This is a genomic window from Paraburkholderia sp. J76, from assembly GCF_905220295.1.
Taxonomy (GTDB): domain Bacteria; phylum Pseudomonadota; class Gammaproteobacteria; order Burkholderiales; family Burkholderiaceae; genus Paraburkholderia.
The window spans coordinates 363,166-378,927 of record NZ_CAJMZJ010000002.1 but is presented as its reverse complement, the minus strand read 5'-3'; the positions used below and the strand labels follow the sequence as shown (position 1 = coordinate 378,927).

At 64.2% G+C, this 15,762-nt stretch carries 15 protein-coding genes; 8 read left to right on the top strand and 7 right to left on the bottom strand.

All coding sequences use genetic code 11. The annotated features are described in order from the left end of the window. Window positions 1–2 precede the first annotated feature (2 nt). The 4 genes from gsiC to U5768_RS05220 are packed head-to-tail and all read left to right on the top strand — an operon-like array spanning window position 3 to window position 3,727. Window positions 3–923, top strand: coding sequence for a glutathione ABC transporter permease GsiC (gsiC, locus tag U5768_RS05235; RefSeq protein ID WP_322029314.1), 921 nt, complete (start codon window positions 3–5; stop codon window positions 921–923). A gap of 7 nt (window positions 924–930) precedes the next feature. Further along, window positions 931–1,824 carry a glutathione ABC transporter permease GsiD gene (gene gsiD / locus U5768_RS05230; RefSeq protein WP_322029313.1) on the top strand — a complete coding sequence of 298 codons (894 nt, stop codon included), beginning with the start codon at window positions 931–933 and terminating at the stop codon, window positions 1,822–1,824. Next, window positions 1,821–2,897, top strand: coding sequence for a P1 family peptidase (locus U5768_RS05225; RefSeq protein WP_322029312.1), 1,077 nt, complete (start codon window positions 1,821–1,823; stop codon window positions 2,895–2,897). Before gsiD ends, U5768_RS05225 begins: the two co-directional genes overlap by 4 nt. Next, window positions 2,894–3,727, top strand: coding sequence for a M55 family metallopeptidase (locus tag U5768_RS05220; protein WP_322029311.1), 834 nt, complete (start codon window positions 2,894–2,896; stop codon window positions 3,725–3,727). The genes U5768_RS05225 and U5768_RS05220 overlap by 4 nt, the downstream gene beginning before the upstream one ends. Window positions 3,728–3,829: 102 nt before the next feature. Here the strand turns inward: U5768_RS05220 and glgX are convergent, their stop codons facing one another. The 7 genes from glgX to U5768_RS05185 all read right to left on the bottom strand — a co-directional run bounded on the left by glgX (window position 3,830) and on the right by U5768_RS05185 (window position 10,741). Next, a complete protein-coding gene (glgX, locus tag U5768_RS05215) occupies window positions 3,830–6,007 on the bottom strand; it encodes a glycogen debranching protein GlgX (RefSeq protein WP_322029310.1) in 2,178 nt (725 codons plus the stop codon). A 296-nt stretch (window positions 6,008–6,303) separates the two neighbouring features. Continuing rightward, on the bottom strand, window positions 6,304–6,627 hold the full coding sequence (locus tag U5768_RS05210) for an antibiotic biosynthesis monooxygenase (protein WP_322029309.1): 324 nt from the start codon (window positions 6,625–6,627) through the stop codon (window positions 6,304–6,306). 88 nt (window positions 6,628–6,715) lie between these two features. Further along, on the bottom strand, window positions 6,716–7,141 hold the full coding sequence (locus tag U5768_RS05205; RefSeq protein WP_322029308.1) for a DUF6632 domain-containing protein: 426 nt from the start codon (window positions 7,139–7,141) through the stop codon (window positions 6,716–6,718). A gap of 133 nt (window positions 7,142–7,274) precedes the next feature. After that, entirely contained in the window at window positions 7,275–8,444 is a 1,170-nt protein-coding gene (locus tag U5768_RS05200) for an ABC transporter ATP-binding protein (RefSeq protein WP_322029307.1), read from the bottom strand. Then, window positions 8,441–9,094: an ABC transporter permease gene (locus U5768_RS05195; RefSeq protein WP_322029306.1), complete on the bottom strand. Its 654-nt coding sequence runs from the start codon at window positions 9,092–9,094 to the stop codon at window positions 8,441–8,443. The genes U5768_RS05200 and U5768_RS05195 overlap by 4 nt, the downstream gene beginning before the upstream one ends. A gap of 10 nt (window positions 9,095–9,104) precedes the next feature. Further along, window positions 9,105–10,028, bottom strand: coding sequence for a glycine betaine ABC transporter substrate-binding protein (locus tag U5768_RS05190; protein ID WP_322029305.1), 924 nt, complete (start codon window positions 10,026–10,028; stop codon window positions 9,105–9,107). Continuing rightward, a complete protein-coding gene (locus U5768_RS05185) occupies window positions 10,025–10,741 on the bottom strand; it encodes an ABC transporter permease (RefSeq protein ID WP_322029304.1) in 717 nt (238 codons plus the stop codon). The genes U5768_RS05190 and U5768_RS05185 overlap by 4 nt, the downstream gene beginning before the upstream one ends. Window positions 10,742–11,635: 894 nt before the next feature. Between U5768_RS05185 and U5768_RS05180 the strand changes: the two genes are divergently transcribed. From U5768_RS05180 to U5768_RS05165, 4 genes are all read left to right on the top strand, one after another. Further along, a complete protein-coding gene (locus tag U5768_RS05180) occupies window positions 11,636–12,652 on the top strand; it encodes a M23 family metallopeptidase (protein ID WP_322029303.1) in 1,017 nt (338 codons plus the stop codon). 120 nt (window positions 12,653–12,772) lie between these two features. Then, a complete protein-coding gene (locus U5768_RS05175) occupies window positions 12,773–14,170 on the top strand; it encodes an ethanolamine ammonia-lyase subunit EutB (protein WP_322029302.1) in 1,398 nt (465 codons plus the stop codon). Beyond that, on the top strand, window positions 14,167–14,967 hold the full coding sequence (gene eutC, locus U5768_RS05170) for an ethanolamine ammonia-lyase subunit EutC (protein WP_322029301.1): 801 nt from the start codon (window positions 14,167–14,169) through the stop codon (window positions 14,965–14,967). Before U5768_RS05175 ends, eutC begins: the two co-directional genes overlap by 4 nt. Beyond that, on the top strand, window positions 14,964–15,755 hold the full coding sequence (locus U5768_RS05165) for an alpha/beta hydrolase (RefSeq protein ID WP_322029300.1): 792 nt from the start codon (window positions 14,964–14,966) through the stop codon (window positions 15,753–15,755). The genes eutC and U5768_RS05165 overlap by 4 nt, the downstream gene beginning before the upstream one ends. Window positions 15,756–15,762 lie beyond the last annotated feature (7 nt).

Below are 15,762 nucleotides of genomic sequence, written 5' to 3'. Positions count from 1 at the left end.
TCATGCTGAATTTCATTGTCAAACGCTCTGCAGGTTTGCTGCCTACGCTCCTGATCGTCGCGATCCTGGTGTTCCTGTTCGTGCACCTGCTGCCCGGCGACCCGGCGCGCCTCGCGGCCGGTCCCGAAGCGGACGACGCCACGGTCGCACTCGTGCGCGCCGATCTGGGCCTCGATCAGCCGCTGCCGCAGCAGTTCCTCCATTTCTTCGTGCGCATTGCCCACGGCGACTTCGGTGTTTCGATGCGCAGCAAGCGCCCAGTCACCACCGAAATCGCCGAGCGCTTCATGCCCACGCTGATGCTCACGCTCACCAGCATGGTGTGGGCCGTGGTGTTCGGCATGGCGATCGGCATCGTCTCGGCAGTGTGGCGCAATCGATGGCCCGATCGCATCGGCATGGCGCTCGCGGTGTCGGGCATATCGTTCCCCGCGTTCGCGCTCGGCATGGCGCTCATGGAGCTGTTTTCGGTGCGCCTCGGCTGGCTGCCGGTGGTGAGCGACGGTTCGTGGCGCAGCTACGTGCTGCCGTCGATCACGCTCGGCGCGGCAGTGGCCGCCGTGATGGCGCGCTTCACGCGGGCCTCGTTCGTCGAAGTGCTCAACGAGGACTTCGTGCGCACGGCGCGCGCGAAGGGCGTGGCCGAACAATGGGTCGTGATCAAGCATTGCCTGCGCAACGCGATGATTCCCGTCGTCACGATGATGGGCCTGCAGTTCGGCTTCCTGCTGGGCGGCTCGATCGTCGTGGAGGTGGTGTTCAACTGGCCGGGCCTCGGGCGGCTGCTCGTCGATTCGGTCGCCATGCGCGATTACCCCGTGATTCAGGCAGAAGTGCTGTTGTTCTCGCTGGAATTCATCGTCATCAATCTGATCGTGGACGTGCTGTACGCGGTCATCAATCCGACCATTCGATTCAGGTGAGCACGCCATGAGCACGACCCTCAACGCCGATGTACGCACACAGGACGAAACGATCCGCACGCCGTGGCGCGAATTCTGGCGCAAGTTCCGCAAGCAGCACGTCGCGCTCGGCGCGGGCGCCTTCGTGCTGCTGCTGGTGGTGATCGCGGTGTTCGCGCCGCATCTCGTGCCGTACGACCCGGAAAACTATTTCGACTACGATTCGCTCAATGCGGGTCCCTCGGCGGCGCACTGGTTCGGCGTGGACGCGCTCGGCCGCGATATTTTCAGCCGCATTCTCGCGGGCACGCGCATTTCGCTCGCGGCGGGCTTTCTTTCGGTGGCGCTGGGCGCCGTGGTCGGCACCTTCTTCGGCTTGCTTGCGGGCTACTATGAAGGCTGGTGGGACCGCATCACGATGCGTGTCGCGGATGTACTGTTCGCATTCCCAGGTATTCTGCTCGCCATCGGCGTGGTGGCGATTCTCGGCAACGGCATGATCAACGTGGTGTGCGCGGTGGCCGTGTTCAGCATTCCGGCGTTTGCGCGGCTCGTGCGCGGCAATACGCTCATGCTCAAGCACCTCACGTATGTCGAGGCCGCGCGCAGCATTGGCGCGTCGGACTGGACCATCATCATGCGGCACATTCTGCCGGGCACGGTGTCCTCGGTCATCGTGTATCTGACCATGCGTATCGGCACGTCGATCATCACGGCGGCGAGCCTGTCGTTCATCGGTCTGGGCGCGCAGCCGCCCACGCCGGAGTGGGGCGCCATGCTCAACGAAGCGCGCGCGGACATGGTCACGGCGCCGCATATCGCGCTGTTCCCGAGCCTCGCCATCTTCCTCACGGTGCTCGCGTTCAACCTTCTCGGCGACGGCCTGCGCGACGCGCTCGACCCGAAGCTGGACCGCGCATGAGTATCCATCGCGCAGATACCGCGCCGCATATCGGCACGCTGGCAAGCGGCGCGACGGGAACAATCGCCGATGTGAGCGGCGTGCGCGTGGGGCACTGCACGCTCGACGCGGGCGGCGTGCAAACGGGCGTGACCGTGGTGACGCCCCATGCGGGCGACGTCTTCCGCGAGAAGGTGCCGGCCGCCGCCTGCGTAATCAACGGCTTTGGCAAGAGCATCGGGCTCATGCAACTCGAAGAACTGGGCGCGCTCGAAACACCGATTGCGCTGACCAACACGTTTGGCGTGGGCGCGCTCGCACAAGCGCAGATTCGCGCGGCAGTCGCGGCGAATCCGCAAATCGGGCGCGGCCTGCCGACCGTCAATCCGCTCGTGTTCGAGTGCAACGACGGCTATCTGAACGATATTCAGGCGCTGGCGGTTCATGAGGACCACTACTTCTCTGCCTGCGCGGCCGCTAGCGGCGAGTTCGCACGCGGCAGCGCGGGCGCGGGCCGGGGCATGTCGAGTTTCGACCTGAAAGGCGGCATCGGCACGGCGTCGCGCGGGGTACAGGCGGCGAGCGCGCAATATACGGTGGGCGCGCTCGTGCTGGCGAACTTCGGCCGCTTGCCCATGCTGACGATCGGCGGCATGCCCGTGGGGCGCGAACTGGCGGCGCGGGCGGCGTTGCGAGAAGCGACGCAGGAGCCCGAGAAGGGTTCGATCATCATGCTCATCGCCACCGATGCGCCGCTCGACTCGCGTCAGCTTCGCCGCATGTCGATGCGCGCGGCAGCGGGTCTCGCACGCACGGGCTCCGTATATGGACATGGCAGCGGCGATATCGCCATGGCGTTCAGCACCGCGTACACATTGGCGCACGACGCGCCGACCCACGCGCTGCCGCCATTGCTCGCCGATTCGCAACTCGACCCGCTGTTTCAGGCCAGCGCCGATTGCATCGAGCAGGCGATTCTCGACGCGTTGTGGAGCGCCACCACCGTGCAAGGCCGCGATGGCCACGTGCGTCTCGCGTTGCGCGAAGCGGTGCCCGATCTTGCCGCTTTGCTCGCAGGCGGAACGCGGGCATGAAAGTCCTGATTTCCGTCGATATCGAAGGCATAGGCGGGGTTTTCAACGTTCAGCAAACGCGCGCGGGAAACCCCGAGTACGAAGAGGCGCGCCGCTGGATGACGCTCGAAGCGAACGCGGCCGCGGAAGGCGCGTTCGCTGGCGGCGCGAGCGAAGTGTGGATCAACGATTCGCACGGCGGCTTTAACAATCTGCTGCTCGACGAGATCGATGCGCGCGCACGCATCATACTCGGCAAGCCGCGCACGCTGGGCATGATGGCGGGGCTCGAACACCGGCCCGCGCTCGTTTTCATGATCGGCTATCACGCCATGGCGCAAAGCCGCGGCATGCTTGCGCACACCATCAACGGCTTTGCGTTTGCGCGCGTGCTCGTGGATGGCGTCGCGACGGGCGAGGCCGGGCTGTATGGCGCGCTTGCGCACGAATATGGCGCTCGCGTAGCGCTGCTGAGCGGCGACGACGTCTTCGAAAGCGAAACGCGACCTGCTTTTCCCGATGCGAAATTCGTGGTGGTGAAGCGCGCCGGCGGCTACGCGAGCGGCGACCTGCTGACGCCCGCCGCGAGTCGAGAACGGATTCGCGACGCGGCGCGCGAAACCGTGGGGCAGGTCGCGCGCGACGGCGCGTGGTGGGACCGCGCGTGCGCGGCGCCGCGTGTGCGCATGTGCGAACTGCATACGCAGAGCGCTGCGCTTGCGGATCTCTTTGCGCAGTGGCCCGGCGTGGAGCGCGTGGCGGGTTGCGCAATCCGGTTTTCGGCGCCCACGGCCGAGCACCTTGTGCGCACGCTAAACAGCTTGTCGGCGATGTCGGCTGTGCTTCGCTAAGGCGGCGAGGGTTTTTCAGCTTGTGCAACTAACTGTCAGCCCCGCAGGGCGTCTCCGAACGGACCGGCGGCTTCGCCGCCCGTCCGCGAAAAAACATGCCGTTCAACCCGTGAGGTCTTCCTCCAGCCGGTCGAACACGCGCTGCGTCGCACCTCGCGCATGGAGCGCGAACAGCAGCAGCGAGCGCCCCGTCACCTGGTAGATATCGCCCGCTTCGAATTCGGGCAACTCGTCGCGCACGGGCATGTTCGTGTCGATGAGGCAGTTCCACTGATCGTTGCCCGGCACGGAGGGCAGCGTGAATTCCACCATGTCGTGATAGGCATTGAGCACGATGAGCATGGTCGCATCCGAAGCGAGCCGCATGATGCCGCTCGTTTGCGAACGTCCGTCGATTAGCATGCCGAAGCAATGCATGGTTGCATCGTCCCACTGGTCCTGGGTGAGCGGCACGCCCGCGGCCGAAAGCCATTGAACGTCCGTGACATCCAGCTCGTCGTTGTGCTCGCCGATGAGAAAGCGGTTGCGGCGCAGCACCGGCAGCGCATGGCGCAGCGCGGTGAGCTTGCGCACGAAATCGGCGAGCGCGCGGCCCGTGTCGTCAATGCCCTCCCAGTCTACCCAACTCACTTCGTTGTCCTGGCAATACGCGTTGTTGTTGCCGTGCTGCGTGCGGCCGAACTCGTCGCCTGCCAGCAGCATGGGCGTGCCCTGCGAGAGCAGCAGCGTGGCGAGGAAGTTGCGTTTCTGGCGCTCGCGAAGGGCGCGGATTTCGGGGTCGTCGGTCGGGCCTTCGGCGCCGCAGTTCCACGAGAGATTGTCGCCGTGGCCGTCGCGGTTTTCTTCGCCGTTGGCCTCGTTGTGACGGTCGTTGTACGACACCAGGTCGTTCAGCGTGAAGCCATCGTGCGCGGTGACGAAATTCACGCTCGACCAGGGACGCCGCCCGCGCCGGTTGAAGCTGTCGCCCGACGCGCACAGGCGCGTGGCGAGGTCGGGCGCTTTGCCTTCGTCGCCTTTCCACCACGCGCGCGTGGTGTCGCGAAAGCGGTCGTTCCATTCCATCCAGCCAGGCGGGAAGCCCCCCACCTGGTAGCCGCCCGGCCCGCAGTCCCACGGCTCGGCAATCAGCTTGACGCTGGAGAGAATCGGGTCCTGGCGGCAACTGTCGAGAAAGCCGCCGCCTTCGTCGAAGCCATACGGCTCGCGCCCGAGGATCGTCGCGAGATCGAAGCGAAAGCCGTCCACGCCCATTTCGATCACCCAGTAGCGCAGGCTGTCCGTCACCATCTCCAGCACGCGCGGATGCGAGAGGTTGAGCGTATTGCCCGTGCCGGTGTCGTTGATGTAGTAGCGCTTGTCTTCGGGTAATCGGTAGTACGAAGCATTGTCGATGCCGCGAAACGACAGCGTCGGCCCCAGTTCGCTGCCTTCGGCCGTGTGGTTGTAGACCACGTCGAGTATCACTTCGAGACCCGCCTGGTGCATCCTGTCCACCATGTTCTTGAACTCGTCGATCGAGCCGTGCTCGCCCACCGAGTAGCGCGGGTCCGGCGCGAAGAAGCCGATCGTGTTGTACCCCCAGTAGTTCGTGAGGCCGCGTTCGAGCAGGTGCGAATCGTTCACGAAAGTATGGATGGGCAGCAACTCCACCGAAGTCACGCCAAGGCCGCGAATATATTCGAGCACCGGCGTTTGCGCGAGTCCCGCGAAGGTGCCGCGTTCTTCGCGCGGTACGTCGGGATGGCGGATCGTATAGCCGCGCACGTGCGTCTCGTAGATGATCGTCCGCTCGCGCGGCACGCGCTCGCGCAACGGGTGGTGCCACGTGAAGCCCTGATCGACCACGCGGCAGCGCGGCACATAGCGCGCGCTGTCACGCGTATCGAACGAAAGATCGCCGTCGGGGCTGCCGATCGTGTAGCCGAATACGGATGGATGCCAGCGCAGCGCGCCCACATGCGCCTTCGCATAGGGATCGAGCAGCAGCTTGTTCGGATTGAAGCGATGGCCTGCCTGCGGCTCGTACGGCCCATGCACGCGGTAGCCGTAGATGGCGCCAGGTTCGAGTTCGGGCAGGTACGCGTGCCACACCTCGTCGGTGTATTCGGGCAACGTAATGCGTTCGACTTCGCGCAGGCCTTGCTTGTCGAACAGACATAGCTCGACCTTCGTTGCGTTGGCGGAGAATAGCGCGAAGTTCACGCCGCGGCCGTTCCAGGTGGCACCCAGCGGAAACGGCTGTCCTTCTACGATGCGGGTAGCGGTTTTTTTCTTCATGGGCTCGTCGGTTGGGGACGCGATGGCGCGCGCCTCCCACGCCGTTACGCGCAAGGGCGGCGGGTTCCATCAAGCAAGGTTTGGGCCTGAGTGCGCGCCAACCCGCGCGGCGCGGAGGAAGCCCGGAAGAAAAAAGCGGGAAGTGCGCCCGGGCGGCATTTTTACAGCCGTTCACGGGCACGCGGATCGTGCTGCGTATGAGCGAGCGAGACGTTGACGCGCGCCGCGAGCGTGTAGCTTTGGCGCAGCGCGTGCACAGATTTACCGATACTTTTGCGTAACTTCGCGTGCGCCGCCTACTTTACGGTTTGCACCACTTCGAAGCCTTCGAACTCGGGGTGGCTCAGATAGACGGGGCGGTTTGCGCCGCCCGCGTTGCCCGCGTTTCGGTGTGCCGCGCGAAAGGCGTCGGAGCGCGTCCAGTCTTCGAAGTGCGCGTGGCTCGCCCAGATCGTGTGACTCGCGTAGAGCACGTGGTCGTCGCGCTGCGGGCCTTTGAGCAGATGAAACTCGATGAAGCCGGGCACTTCCTTCAGGTGCGTGTCGCGCGTGGCCCAGACTTCCTCGAATGCGGCCTCGGACCCCGGCGCAACCTTGAAGCGGTTCATGGCGATATACATGCGGCGTTCCTCTTCGCGTATGAAAAATCGTTGGGCGCGGCGGCGCAATCGAGCGTGTGTTCCGTCCCGCCGCGGATTCGACTTCCGATTATAAGTGGCCGCGAGGGCGGGCTCCGTCGCCCGGCGCCGGAGCCAAAGTTTCCGCCCGGTGCGGCGTGAGCACGGCCAGCACGGCGGCGACGATAAAGAGGGCGGGCACGTCGCCGAGCAGGTGGCCGAGATGGCCGGGCGACATCAGCGACTGGACCGCCATGATCGCGGCGTGCACGAGGCTCGACCACACGGTGAACCAGATCAGGCTCAAATGCTCGAGCGGACGGCGCGCGGCGCGCATGAGAAACACGCCGAGCGTGGCGTAGATGCCGACGATCATTAGTGGGTAGTCCGAATGGCCCGAATGCCAGGTCCAGCCGGATGGCCAGAGCACCATCAGCGGGTAGATGGTGAACGTGGCAATCGCGCCGACTACGTACAGGGCGATGGAAAGGCTTTTGAGCCGGGTCCGGTTATCCATGGCGCATCCCGTTGTGTCGGTTTGACGGTAGGGGGAATATGCGCGCACGGGGAGCATCGTGCAAGTTCGTGGTTTGGGGTGCACGACACCGCGCTCCAGGGCGCGGTGTCATCGCGCGGATTGCGGCCGCCGATCACACAGTGGCAGCCACCGGACGCACCGCCGCGCTCGGCGGTTGTCCGGTCTGCTGCCGCGAGCGGCCCGAACTCAGATAATCGGCGATCGAATCCTGCGTGATCTCGCCCACGTAGGCGCCTTCGGCGTCGAGCACCGGCATCCACGAGGCGCGGAACTGGTACATCTTCGAGAGCACGATGCGCAGATTGTCGTCGACGGAAACCGTGGCCGGGAAGGGCGTGACGCGATCGCCGCACACGCCCTCGGCCCCGCGCGCGGCGCGGCGCGCGACGAAGCCGAGCGCATGCTGCGCGTCGTCGAGCACGGTGAGGTAGCGGCAATCCGCTTCGTCCATCACGGCGAACGCGTGCGAAAGCGGCGTGTCCCGGCGCGCGGTTTCCGGCTGCGTGGCGGCGTCGCCGGCCTTCACGAGCAACAGGCGCTTGAGCGTGCTGTCCTGTCCCACGAACTGCGCGACGAAATCGTCGTGCGGGCGCGCGAGCAGCGTATCGGGATGATCGTATTGCACGAGCTTGCCGCGCCGGAACACGGCGATGCGGTCGCCCAGCTTGATCGCCTCGTCGATATCGTGGCTCACCATGATGACGGTCTTCTTCAGTTGCCGCTGCATCTGGAAGAACTCGTTCTGGATGGTCTCGCGATTGATCGGATCCACCGCGCCGAACGGCTCGTCCATGAGCAGCACGGGCGGGTCGGCGGCCAGTGCGCGAATCACGCCGATCCGTTGCTGCTGTCCGCCCGAAAGTTCGCGCGGGTAACGTTTCAAATAGAGCTTCGGGTCGAGCGCGACCATCGACATCAGTTCCGCCGCGCGTTCGGCGCAGCGCTTCTTGTCCCAGCCGAGCAGGCGCGGCACGACCGTGATGTTCTCCGCGATCGTCATGTTCGGAAAGAGACCGATCTGCTGGATCACGTAGCCAATGCGGCGACGCAGGTCCACTTCATTCAGGCCCGTGGTGTCCTCGCCGTTGATGAGCACGCGGCCCGAGGTCGGCTCGATCAGCCGGTTGATCATCTTGAGCGTGGTGGTCTTGCCGCAGCCCGAAGGGCCGAGGAACACGCAGATCTCGCCTTCGGCCACCGAAAGGCTCACCGAATCGACGGCGCGCACGGCCTGGCCGTCTTTTTGCGTGAAAGTCTTCGTGAGTTGGTCGAGTTCGATCATGTCTTCTGTACTCCTTTCGGTGTCAATGCGCGTTGAAGCATCTGCAACAGCAAGTCGGCGACGATCGCAAGCACGCTCACGATCACCGCGCCCACGAGCAGTTTCATCATGCTGCTCTGGCCAATGGCGCGAATGATCAGCGTGCCGAGTCCGCCCGCGCCGATCACGGCGGCAATCGTCATCACGCCGATGTTCATCACGACCGCCGTGCGTACGCCCGCGAGGATCACGGGCACGGCCAGCGGCAAATCGACGAGACGCAGGCGTTGCCACGAGGTCATGCCGATGCCGATGCCCGCCTCCTTGATGCCCGCGTCCACGTTGCGCAGCGCAAGATACGTGTTGCGCATGATCGGCAACAGCGAGTAGAGGAACACGGCCGTGATGGCCGGCACCGCGCCGATGCCCTGCCCGAAGCGCGAAAACACCGGAATCATCAGGCCGAACAGCGCAATGGAAGGCAGCGTGAGGATGATGGTCGCAAGCCCCAGCAGCGGCGCGGCGAGCCAGTCATGGCGGCTGATGAGCACGCCGAGCGGCACGCCCGCGACAATCGCGCAACCCACGGCGATGCCCACGAGATACAGATGCTGCAGCGTGAGTTGCAGCAATTCAGGCCAGCTCGAGGCGAGATAGTCGAATACGTTCATGCGGCCTCCTTCAAGGGAGCGAATGCGTGCGCAGGAAATCCGCCGCCACTTGCTGGGCGGACTTGCCGTCGAGATCGACGGCCTTGTTCATGTCCTGCATCACGTCGTTGTTGAGGGCGGCGGATAGCGCGTTGAGCTGCGCGGCCAGTTTGGGATTGCGTTCGAGCGCCTCCTTGCGCACCACGGGCGTGGCGTTGTACGGCGGGAAGAAGTGTTTGTCGTCTTCGAGCGGCACGATGCCGAAGCCCTTCACGCGGCCATCGGTGGTGTACACGAGGCCGATTTTCAACTGGTCGTTATGCAGGGCCGTGTAGACGAGGCCGGGGTCCATCTGCTTCATCTGCGAACGGCGGAAGCTCATGTCGTAGGTCGCGAGCAGCGGCTTGAGGCCGTCGGGTCGATTCGCGAATTCGGCGTCCATGCCGAATACGTAGCGCTTTGCGTTGGGATCGGTTTTCAATCTCTGCGCAAGCTGCGAGACCGTGGTGATGCCCGTTTGCGCCGCGAATTTGCTCGGCAGACCTAACGCATAGGTGTCGTTGAGCGGCGACGCGTTGAGCCAGACCAGGCCGCGCGGCGCGTCGAGCGCCTTGACGCGTTCGTACATCGCGTCGGGCGAAAGCTTTTCCGTCAGCTTGTCGTAGACCAGCGCCGCCGTGCCGGTGTAGTCCCACACGAGGTCGAACTGGCCGTTCTCGAGCGCGCTGCGCATGAGCGTGCTGCCGAGGCCCGAGCGCACTTCCACGGTGTAGCCGCGCGAACGCAGATATTGAGCCGTGACTTCGGCCAGCACGTATTGCTCGGTGTAGTTCTTCGCGCCGAGTACGAGCTTGGGTTGCGCGAATGCGGGCGTGCCGGCGGCAACGAGTGCGGTGCTTATCAAGCAGGCCTGAACGAATCGGCGCAGGTATTTGAAGGATGAAGAGAGCATCATGCGAGCCCTCCGTGGCGCGAGAGCCACTGATGACTGCCGGCCGCGACCACGCCGTCCAGCACGAGCGCGAGCGCGGCGGTAAACGCCGCGCCGAGCAGCAGCAAGGGCTGATCGTTCAGATAGATGCCGGGGAAAATGAGCGAGCCGAGGCTGTCCGCGCCGATCAGATAAGCGAGCGGCGCGGTGCCCACGTTGATGGCGAGCGCGGTGCGCACGCCGCCCACGATGATGGGTAACGCATTGGGCAATTCCACGCGCGTGAGCGACTGCCAGCCCGTCATGCCGATGCCGCGCGCGGCTTCGCGCAGCGCGCCCGGCACGTTCTTCACGCCTTCATAGGTATTGCGCGTGACGGGCAGGAGCGACGCGAGAAAGAGCGCGACGATCGCGGGAATGTCGCCGATGCCGAATACGCCGAGCGCGATGGCCAGCACCGCGAGCGACGGAATCGTGTTGCCCACGTTGAAGATCTGCATGAAGCGTTCGGCCTGGCGCGCGAAACGCGGGCGGCTCAGCATGACGCCGGCAGGCACGCCAACGACGATGGCGAGCGCCATCGAATAGCCGACGAGCAGCAGGTGACGGCCGGTGTAGTAGGCGAGGTCGCCTGCGTGGCTGTGCCACGTATCGGCGCCGATGGCGCGCGAGAGCGCCCACGCGATGACAGCGAGGGCGATGAGGCTGCCTGCGAGCAGGGCAGAGCGTCGAGTCATGAAGGTACGCCTCCTTTTATTTGTGCCGCGCGGCGCAACGCTGCGCAGTGGGGACGCCTCTGAGCCGGGCTCAAGGCGCCGCGAAGGAAGTTCGTGATCCCGGCATGGCCGCGATTGGAACCGGATAAAGCCATGAAAAAAGCGACAAAAACCGGTGCGCCCGCGCACGATGGCTACGTGGCGGCGGTCGCATGAACGCGCTTTTCGCGTTCTTCTGATTGTCATTTCAGCCCAACGGCGCCGAGCAGATCGATGCGCGCTGAAGCAGGAAACCGCCTTATGACGGCATGGATGCGAGGGCGTGAGCCGCTACGCGAGGGCCGGAGGCCCGTTTGAATGGCACTTGCGATACAGCGGCCCAATTGTGTGGACGTGGTATCTCGATGCGCACGAGAACGACTTTGTTGTAATCGAAACGGAATGAGTATAAGTCATTCGATTGGGTGCGTCTACTTTGGGGAGCGATCGCTCGCGGATGCATAAAGCGCTTGCTGGCATTCGGTGTGTCATATCGGGAAATTGATCAGGTATCCAGATGAAATCGTTTCGGTAGCATTTCCCGCTTTTACAGGTGACAGAAAAGGACGTACAGGTACGCATTTTCGGCATCGCCACTTAAGCAAGTGACGTTCCCGGTAGTGATTGCATGGCGATGCGGACCCTTATCCCGCGCTTTGACCGATCTTAAGTTTCGTTTAAGAATGGCCATTTATTTTGAAGCGCTTCGCATCATCGAGGCTCGCCGATTGAACGAAGCGGCCATCGATTCAATTCCGAATTCACTTCGAGTAGCGCGGCGCCCGCTTGCGCCTCTCTGCTCTGCAATCCGTCATTCGATTCATGGCTTTTCGTGCAATAGCGGCCTCCCCGGGCTTCGCGGGGAAACTTATCGTTGTGTCCGCAATCGGTTTGACGAGCGCCGCGTGGCTCGCGCATCGACAGGCGGACATCGCAACCGACGATGCGTTTACCGACGCGGCAACGGCGACGTCCGTGGCGCCGGCGCATGACGCGGCGTCGCAGGCGGCGGCCAGCGCAGCGCCCGCGAGCGAAAGCGCACCGGCGTTTCGTGTGGAAACCGCCGTGGTCGAGCACAGCTTCCGGGACGCGGCCCAGCGTCTCGGCGTGGACGCAGCGACCACGGCCCGGCTGACACGCGCATTCTCGGGCCGGCTCGATTTCCGGCGCGATCTGCAACGCGGCAGCGAAGTCCGCTTCGTGTTTCCCAACGATGCGAATGATATGAGCGCGGCGAAAGATTCCACCGTCAACGCATCGAATGCCGCCGCCACGCAGGATACAAACGCTTCGCTCGACACACCCGTAGCGATCCGCATCTCGAACGGCAACGTCTCGCACGATCTTTTTTTGTACCGCAACCTTGCAGGCAAGGCCTTTTATTATTCCGCCGATGGGCGCGCGGCTGCGCCGTCGTTTTCGCGCTATCCCCTGAAATTTACGCGCGTCTCCTCGCACTTCTCGCTGCGGCGGCTCGATCCGGTCACGCATCGCGTGCAGCCGCACGAAGGCGTCGATCTCGCGGCGCCCGTTGGCACGCCCGTTCACGCAACCGCGCGCGGCACCGTGACGTTCGCCGGCTGGCAGACGGGGTACGGCAAGGTCGTGAAGCTCGAAAACTTCGGTCCTTACTCCACGACCTTCGCGCATCTCTCGCGCTTTGCGAAGCATCTGAAGGTCGGACAGACCGTGACCAGAGGGCAGGTAGTCGGCTATGTGGGGGCGACAGGCTGGGCGACCGGACCGCATCTTCACTACGAGGTGCACGTGGATCAGGTTGCGCAGGACCCGCTCACGGTGGACCTGCCGCATCGCGACCCCTTGCAGGGCGAGGACAAGCAGCGCTTCGCGCAGCAGGTCGCGCTGATGGACCCGTTGCTCCAGGCGAGATGACATCGCGCGAACCGCTGTTCGGCGCGATCGTGATGTACATTGTCGGCATGGCAGCGCTTTTCAGGCGGCCCCGCGGGCAGCCTGCGAGGCGCAGCGTCGCGATTTGCAGGAGTCCGGCACATGAGCTACACGGAGACGATCGGCGCGCGCACATACCGCTTCGCGGACCTCGCGACGCTGCTTGCCAGGGCGAGCCCGCTGCGCTCCGGCGATCAGCTTGCGGGCGTGGCGGCGGCGAGCGAAGAAGAGCGCGTGGCCGCGAAAATGTCGCTCGCCGCATTGCCGCTCAAGGCGTTTCTCTCGGAAGCGCTCGTGCCTTATGAGGACGACGAAGTTACGCGTCTGATTATCGACGATCACGACGCGGCTGCGTTCGCCGCCATTTCGCATCTTACGGTGGGCGACTTTCGCGACTGGCTGCTTTCCGGCGCGGCGCATACGGAGGCGCTGGAACGCCTCGCGCCCGGCCTCACGCCTGAGATGGTCGCCGCGGTGTCGAAGCTCATGCGCAATCAGGACCTGATCGCAGTGGCGAAAAAGCGCCCCGTGGTCACGCGCTTTCGCAACACCGTGGGCCTGCCCGGCCATATGTCGGTGCGCCTGCAGCCGAACCATCCCACCGACGACGTGAAGGGCATCGCCGCCTCGATGCTTGACGGCCTGATGTACGGTTGCGGCGACGCGATGATCGGCATAAATCCCGCAACCGACAGCCTTGCGGCCATCGTGAAGCTGCTCACGATGGTCGATGGTTTTCGCGAGCGTTATCGCGTACCCACGCAGTCCTGCGTGCTCACGCATGTCACGAACACCATCGCGGCAATCGAAAAAGGCGCGCCAGTCGATCTCGTGTTCCAGTCGATTGCGGGCACACAAAAGGCAAATGCCGGCTTCGGCATTTCGCTCGCGCTTTTGAAGGAGGCGCGCGAGGCCGCGCTATCGCTCGCGCGCGGCACCGTGGGCAACAACCTCATGTACTTCGAGACGGGGCAGGGCAGCGCGCTTTCGGCGAACGCGCATTTCGGCGTGGACCAGCAAACCTGCGAGGCGCGCGCCTATGCGGTCGCGCGCAAGTTCGAGCCGTTTCTCGTCAATACGGTGGTTGGTTTCATCGGCCCCGAATATCTGTACGACGGCAAGCAGATCATTCGCGCGGGTCTCGAAGATCACTTTTGCGGCAAGCTGCTGGGCGTGCCCATGGGTTGCGACATCTGCTATACGAACCACGCCGAAGCCGACCAGGACGACATGGATACGCTGCTCACGCTGCTGGGCGCGGCCGGCGTGAACTTCATCATGGGCGTGCCGGGCGCTGACGACGTCATGCTCAACTACCAGAGCACCTCGTTTCACGACGCGCTCTATGTGCGCGATCTGCTCGGCTTACGCCGCGCGCCGGAGTTCGAGGAGTGGCTGGAAACGATGGAAATCGTCGACGCGAAAGGCGCGCTCCTTCCCGGCTCCGCGCGCGTGCCGCTGCTCGCAGGCGCGCACGAATGGATAGGGATCGATGCATGAGCGACGCCGTCGAAAAGAATCCGTGGGGCGGCCTCAAGGCGTTCACGAACGCGCGCATTGCGCTCGGGCGGGCGGGCAACGGCTTGCCCACGGCGCCGCTGCTCGCGTTCGATCTCTCGCACGCGCAAGCGCGCGACGCCGTGCATCACCCGCTCGACGCGCAAGCGTTGCAGCGTACGCTCGAAGCCGAAGGGTTCGCCACGCTCGGCGTAGAAAGCGCTGCGCCGGACCGGCAGCATTATTTGCGTCGGCCTGATCTGGGGCGGCGCTTGTCGGAGAGAAGCCGCGCAGCGCTGGCGGAAGCGGCGGGCTTGGCCACTGGCGCGCGTGGCGAGCCGCCCGACGTCGTGTTCGTGATCGGCGACGGCCTTTCGGCGACCGCCGCCGCGAAACAGGCCGTGCCGCTGCTCCTTGCCGTGCGCGCGCGCCTTGCGGACTGGCGCATCGGCCCGGTGGTGGTCGCGCGTCAGGCGCGCGTGGCGCTCGGCGACGAGATAGGCGAACTGCTGGGCGCAAAACTCGTGGCGATGCTGATCGGCGAGCGGCCCGGGCTTAGCTCGCCCGACAGTCTCGGCGTTTATCTTACCTACGCGCCGAAGGTGGGCTGCCATGACGCGCAGCGCAACTGTATTTCGAACGTGCGGCCCGAAGGACTGCCTTATGAGGCTGCCGCGCACAAGCTCCATTACCTCCTCACGCACGCGCGGCGGCGCGGGCTGACCGGCATCGAACTGAAGGACGAGAGCGACGCGATGCTGCCCGGTGGTGAGCCGGACCGGCTACCGTCGCCTGCATGATGAAATCATTCGCCATAGACGACAGAGGCAACGTTCTGCGTTACGTCGATTTATATTCCGGCAGCCGTGCCCGCGAGCCACTGCTGTTTGTTCATGGTTTGGGGTGCGCGTCCAGCAGCGATTATCCGCCCGTGGTGGGCGCGGATTCTTATTTGAAAACCCGGTCCATTCTCATCGATCTCATGGGCGCGGGTTTCAGCGACAAGCCAGAGGACGGGGAATATCATTCGGATTCCCAGGCGAATATCCTTTCCACGTTCGTAAAGAGCGAGCCCTTCACGCGCGTGAACATTTTCGGCCACAGCGCGGGTGCGTTCGTCGCGTTGAAGCTCGCAAAATGCCTGCCTGACCAGACAGGCCCCCTGATTCTATGTGCGCCCGGTCTGAACGATTACGGCAAAGCCATGCTGTCGGCAATAACGTCGATGAGCGAAGCGCAATTCGTGAGCACCGGTTTTTCGCGGCTTCTGGAACAGTTGAAATCCACGAGCGATAACGAGGCGTGGCTGGGCCCATTTTCCGTCGCGTCGCCGTATGCCATTTATCAGTGGGCTAAATCCGCGCTGGACGATAACGCGCAAAACTGGCTCGAAGACCTGGCCGCATTGAATTTGACCAAGGCGGTGATCCTTCCGGATACGATCGCGAGCGATGAAATTGCGAAATTCGAGCACGCCGGCTGCATCGTCGAACTCGTCGCGAACACCGAACATATGATGGCGTACGACAATCCGGATGGTCTCGCGCTCGCCATCAGCCGTATTCTGAATCTGAAGAAGGGCGCGTGACGGACCG

Coding starts and splice junctions, on each gene's coding strand:
- gsiC (WP_322029314.1), top strand. CDS start 3: ATGCTGAATTTCATTGTCAAACGCTCTGCAGGTTTGCTGCCTACGCTC.
- gsiD (WP_322029313.1), top strand. CDS start 931: ATGAGCACGACCCTCAACGCCGATGTACGCACACAGGACGAAACGATC.
- U5768_RS05225 (WP_322029312.1), top strand. CDS start 1,821: ATGAGTATCCATCGCGCAGATACCGCGCCGCATATCGGCACGCTGGCA.
- U5768_RS05220 (WP_322029311.1), top strand. CDS start 2,894: ATGAAAGTCCTGATTTCCGTCGATATCGAAGGCATAGGCGGGGTTTTC.
- glgX (WP_322029310.1), bottom strand. CDS start 6,007: ATGAAGAAAAAAACCGCTACCCGCATCGTAGAAGGACAGCCGTTTCCG.
- U5768_RS05210 (WP_322029309.1), bottom strand. CDS start 6,627: ATGTATATCGCCATGAACCGCTTCAAGGTTGCGCCGGGGTCCGAGGCC.
- U5768_RS05205 (WP_322029308.1), bottom strand. CDS start 7,141: ATGGATAACCGGACCCGGCTCAAAAGCCTTTCCATCGCCCTGTACGTA.
- U5768_RS05200 (WP_322029307.1), bottom strand. CDS start 8,444: ATGATCGAACTCGACCAACTCACGAAGACTTTCACGCAAAAAGACGGC.
- U5768_RS05195 (WP_322029306.1), bottom strand. CDS start 9,094: ATGAACGTATTCGACTATCTCGCCTCGAGCTGGCCTGAATTGCTGCAA.
- U5768_RS05190 (WP_322029305.1), bottom strand. CDS start 10,028: ATGATGCTCTCTTCATCCTTCAAATACCTGCGCCGATTCGTTCAGGCC.
- U5768_RS05185 (WP_322029304.1), bottom strand. CDS start 10,741: ATGACTCGACGCTCTGCCCTGCTCGCAGGCAGCCTCATCGCCCTCGCT.
- U5768_RS05175 (WP_322029302.1), top strand. CDS start 12,773: ATGAGCTACACGGAGACGATCGGCGCGCGCACATACCGCTTCGCGGAC.
- eutC (WP_322029301.1), top strand. CDS start 14,167: ATGAGCGACGCCGTCGAAAAGAATCCGTGGGGCGGCCTCAAGGCGTTC.
- U5768_RS05165 (WP_322029300.1), top strand. CDS start 14,964: ATGATGAAATCATTCGCCATAGACGACAGAGGCAACGTTCTGCGTTAC.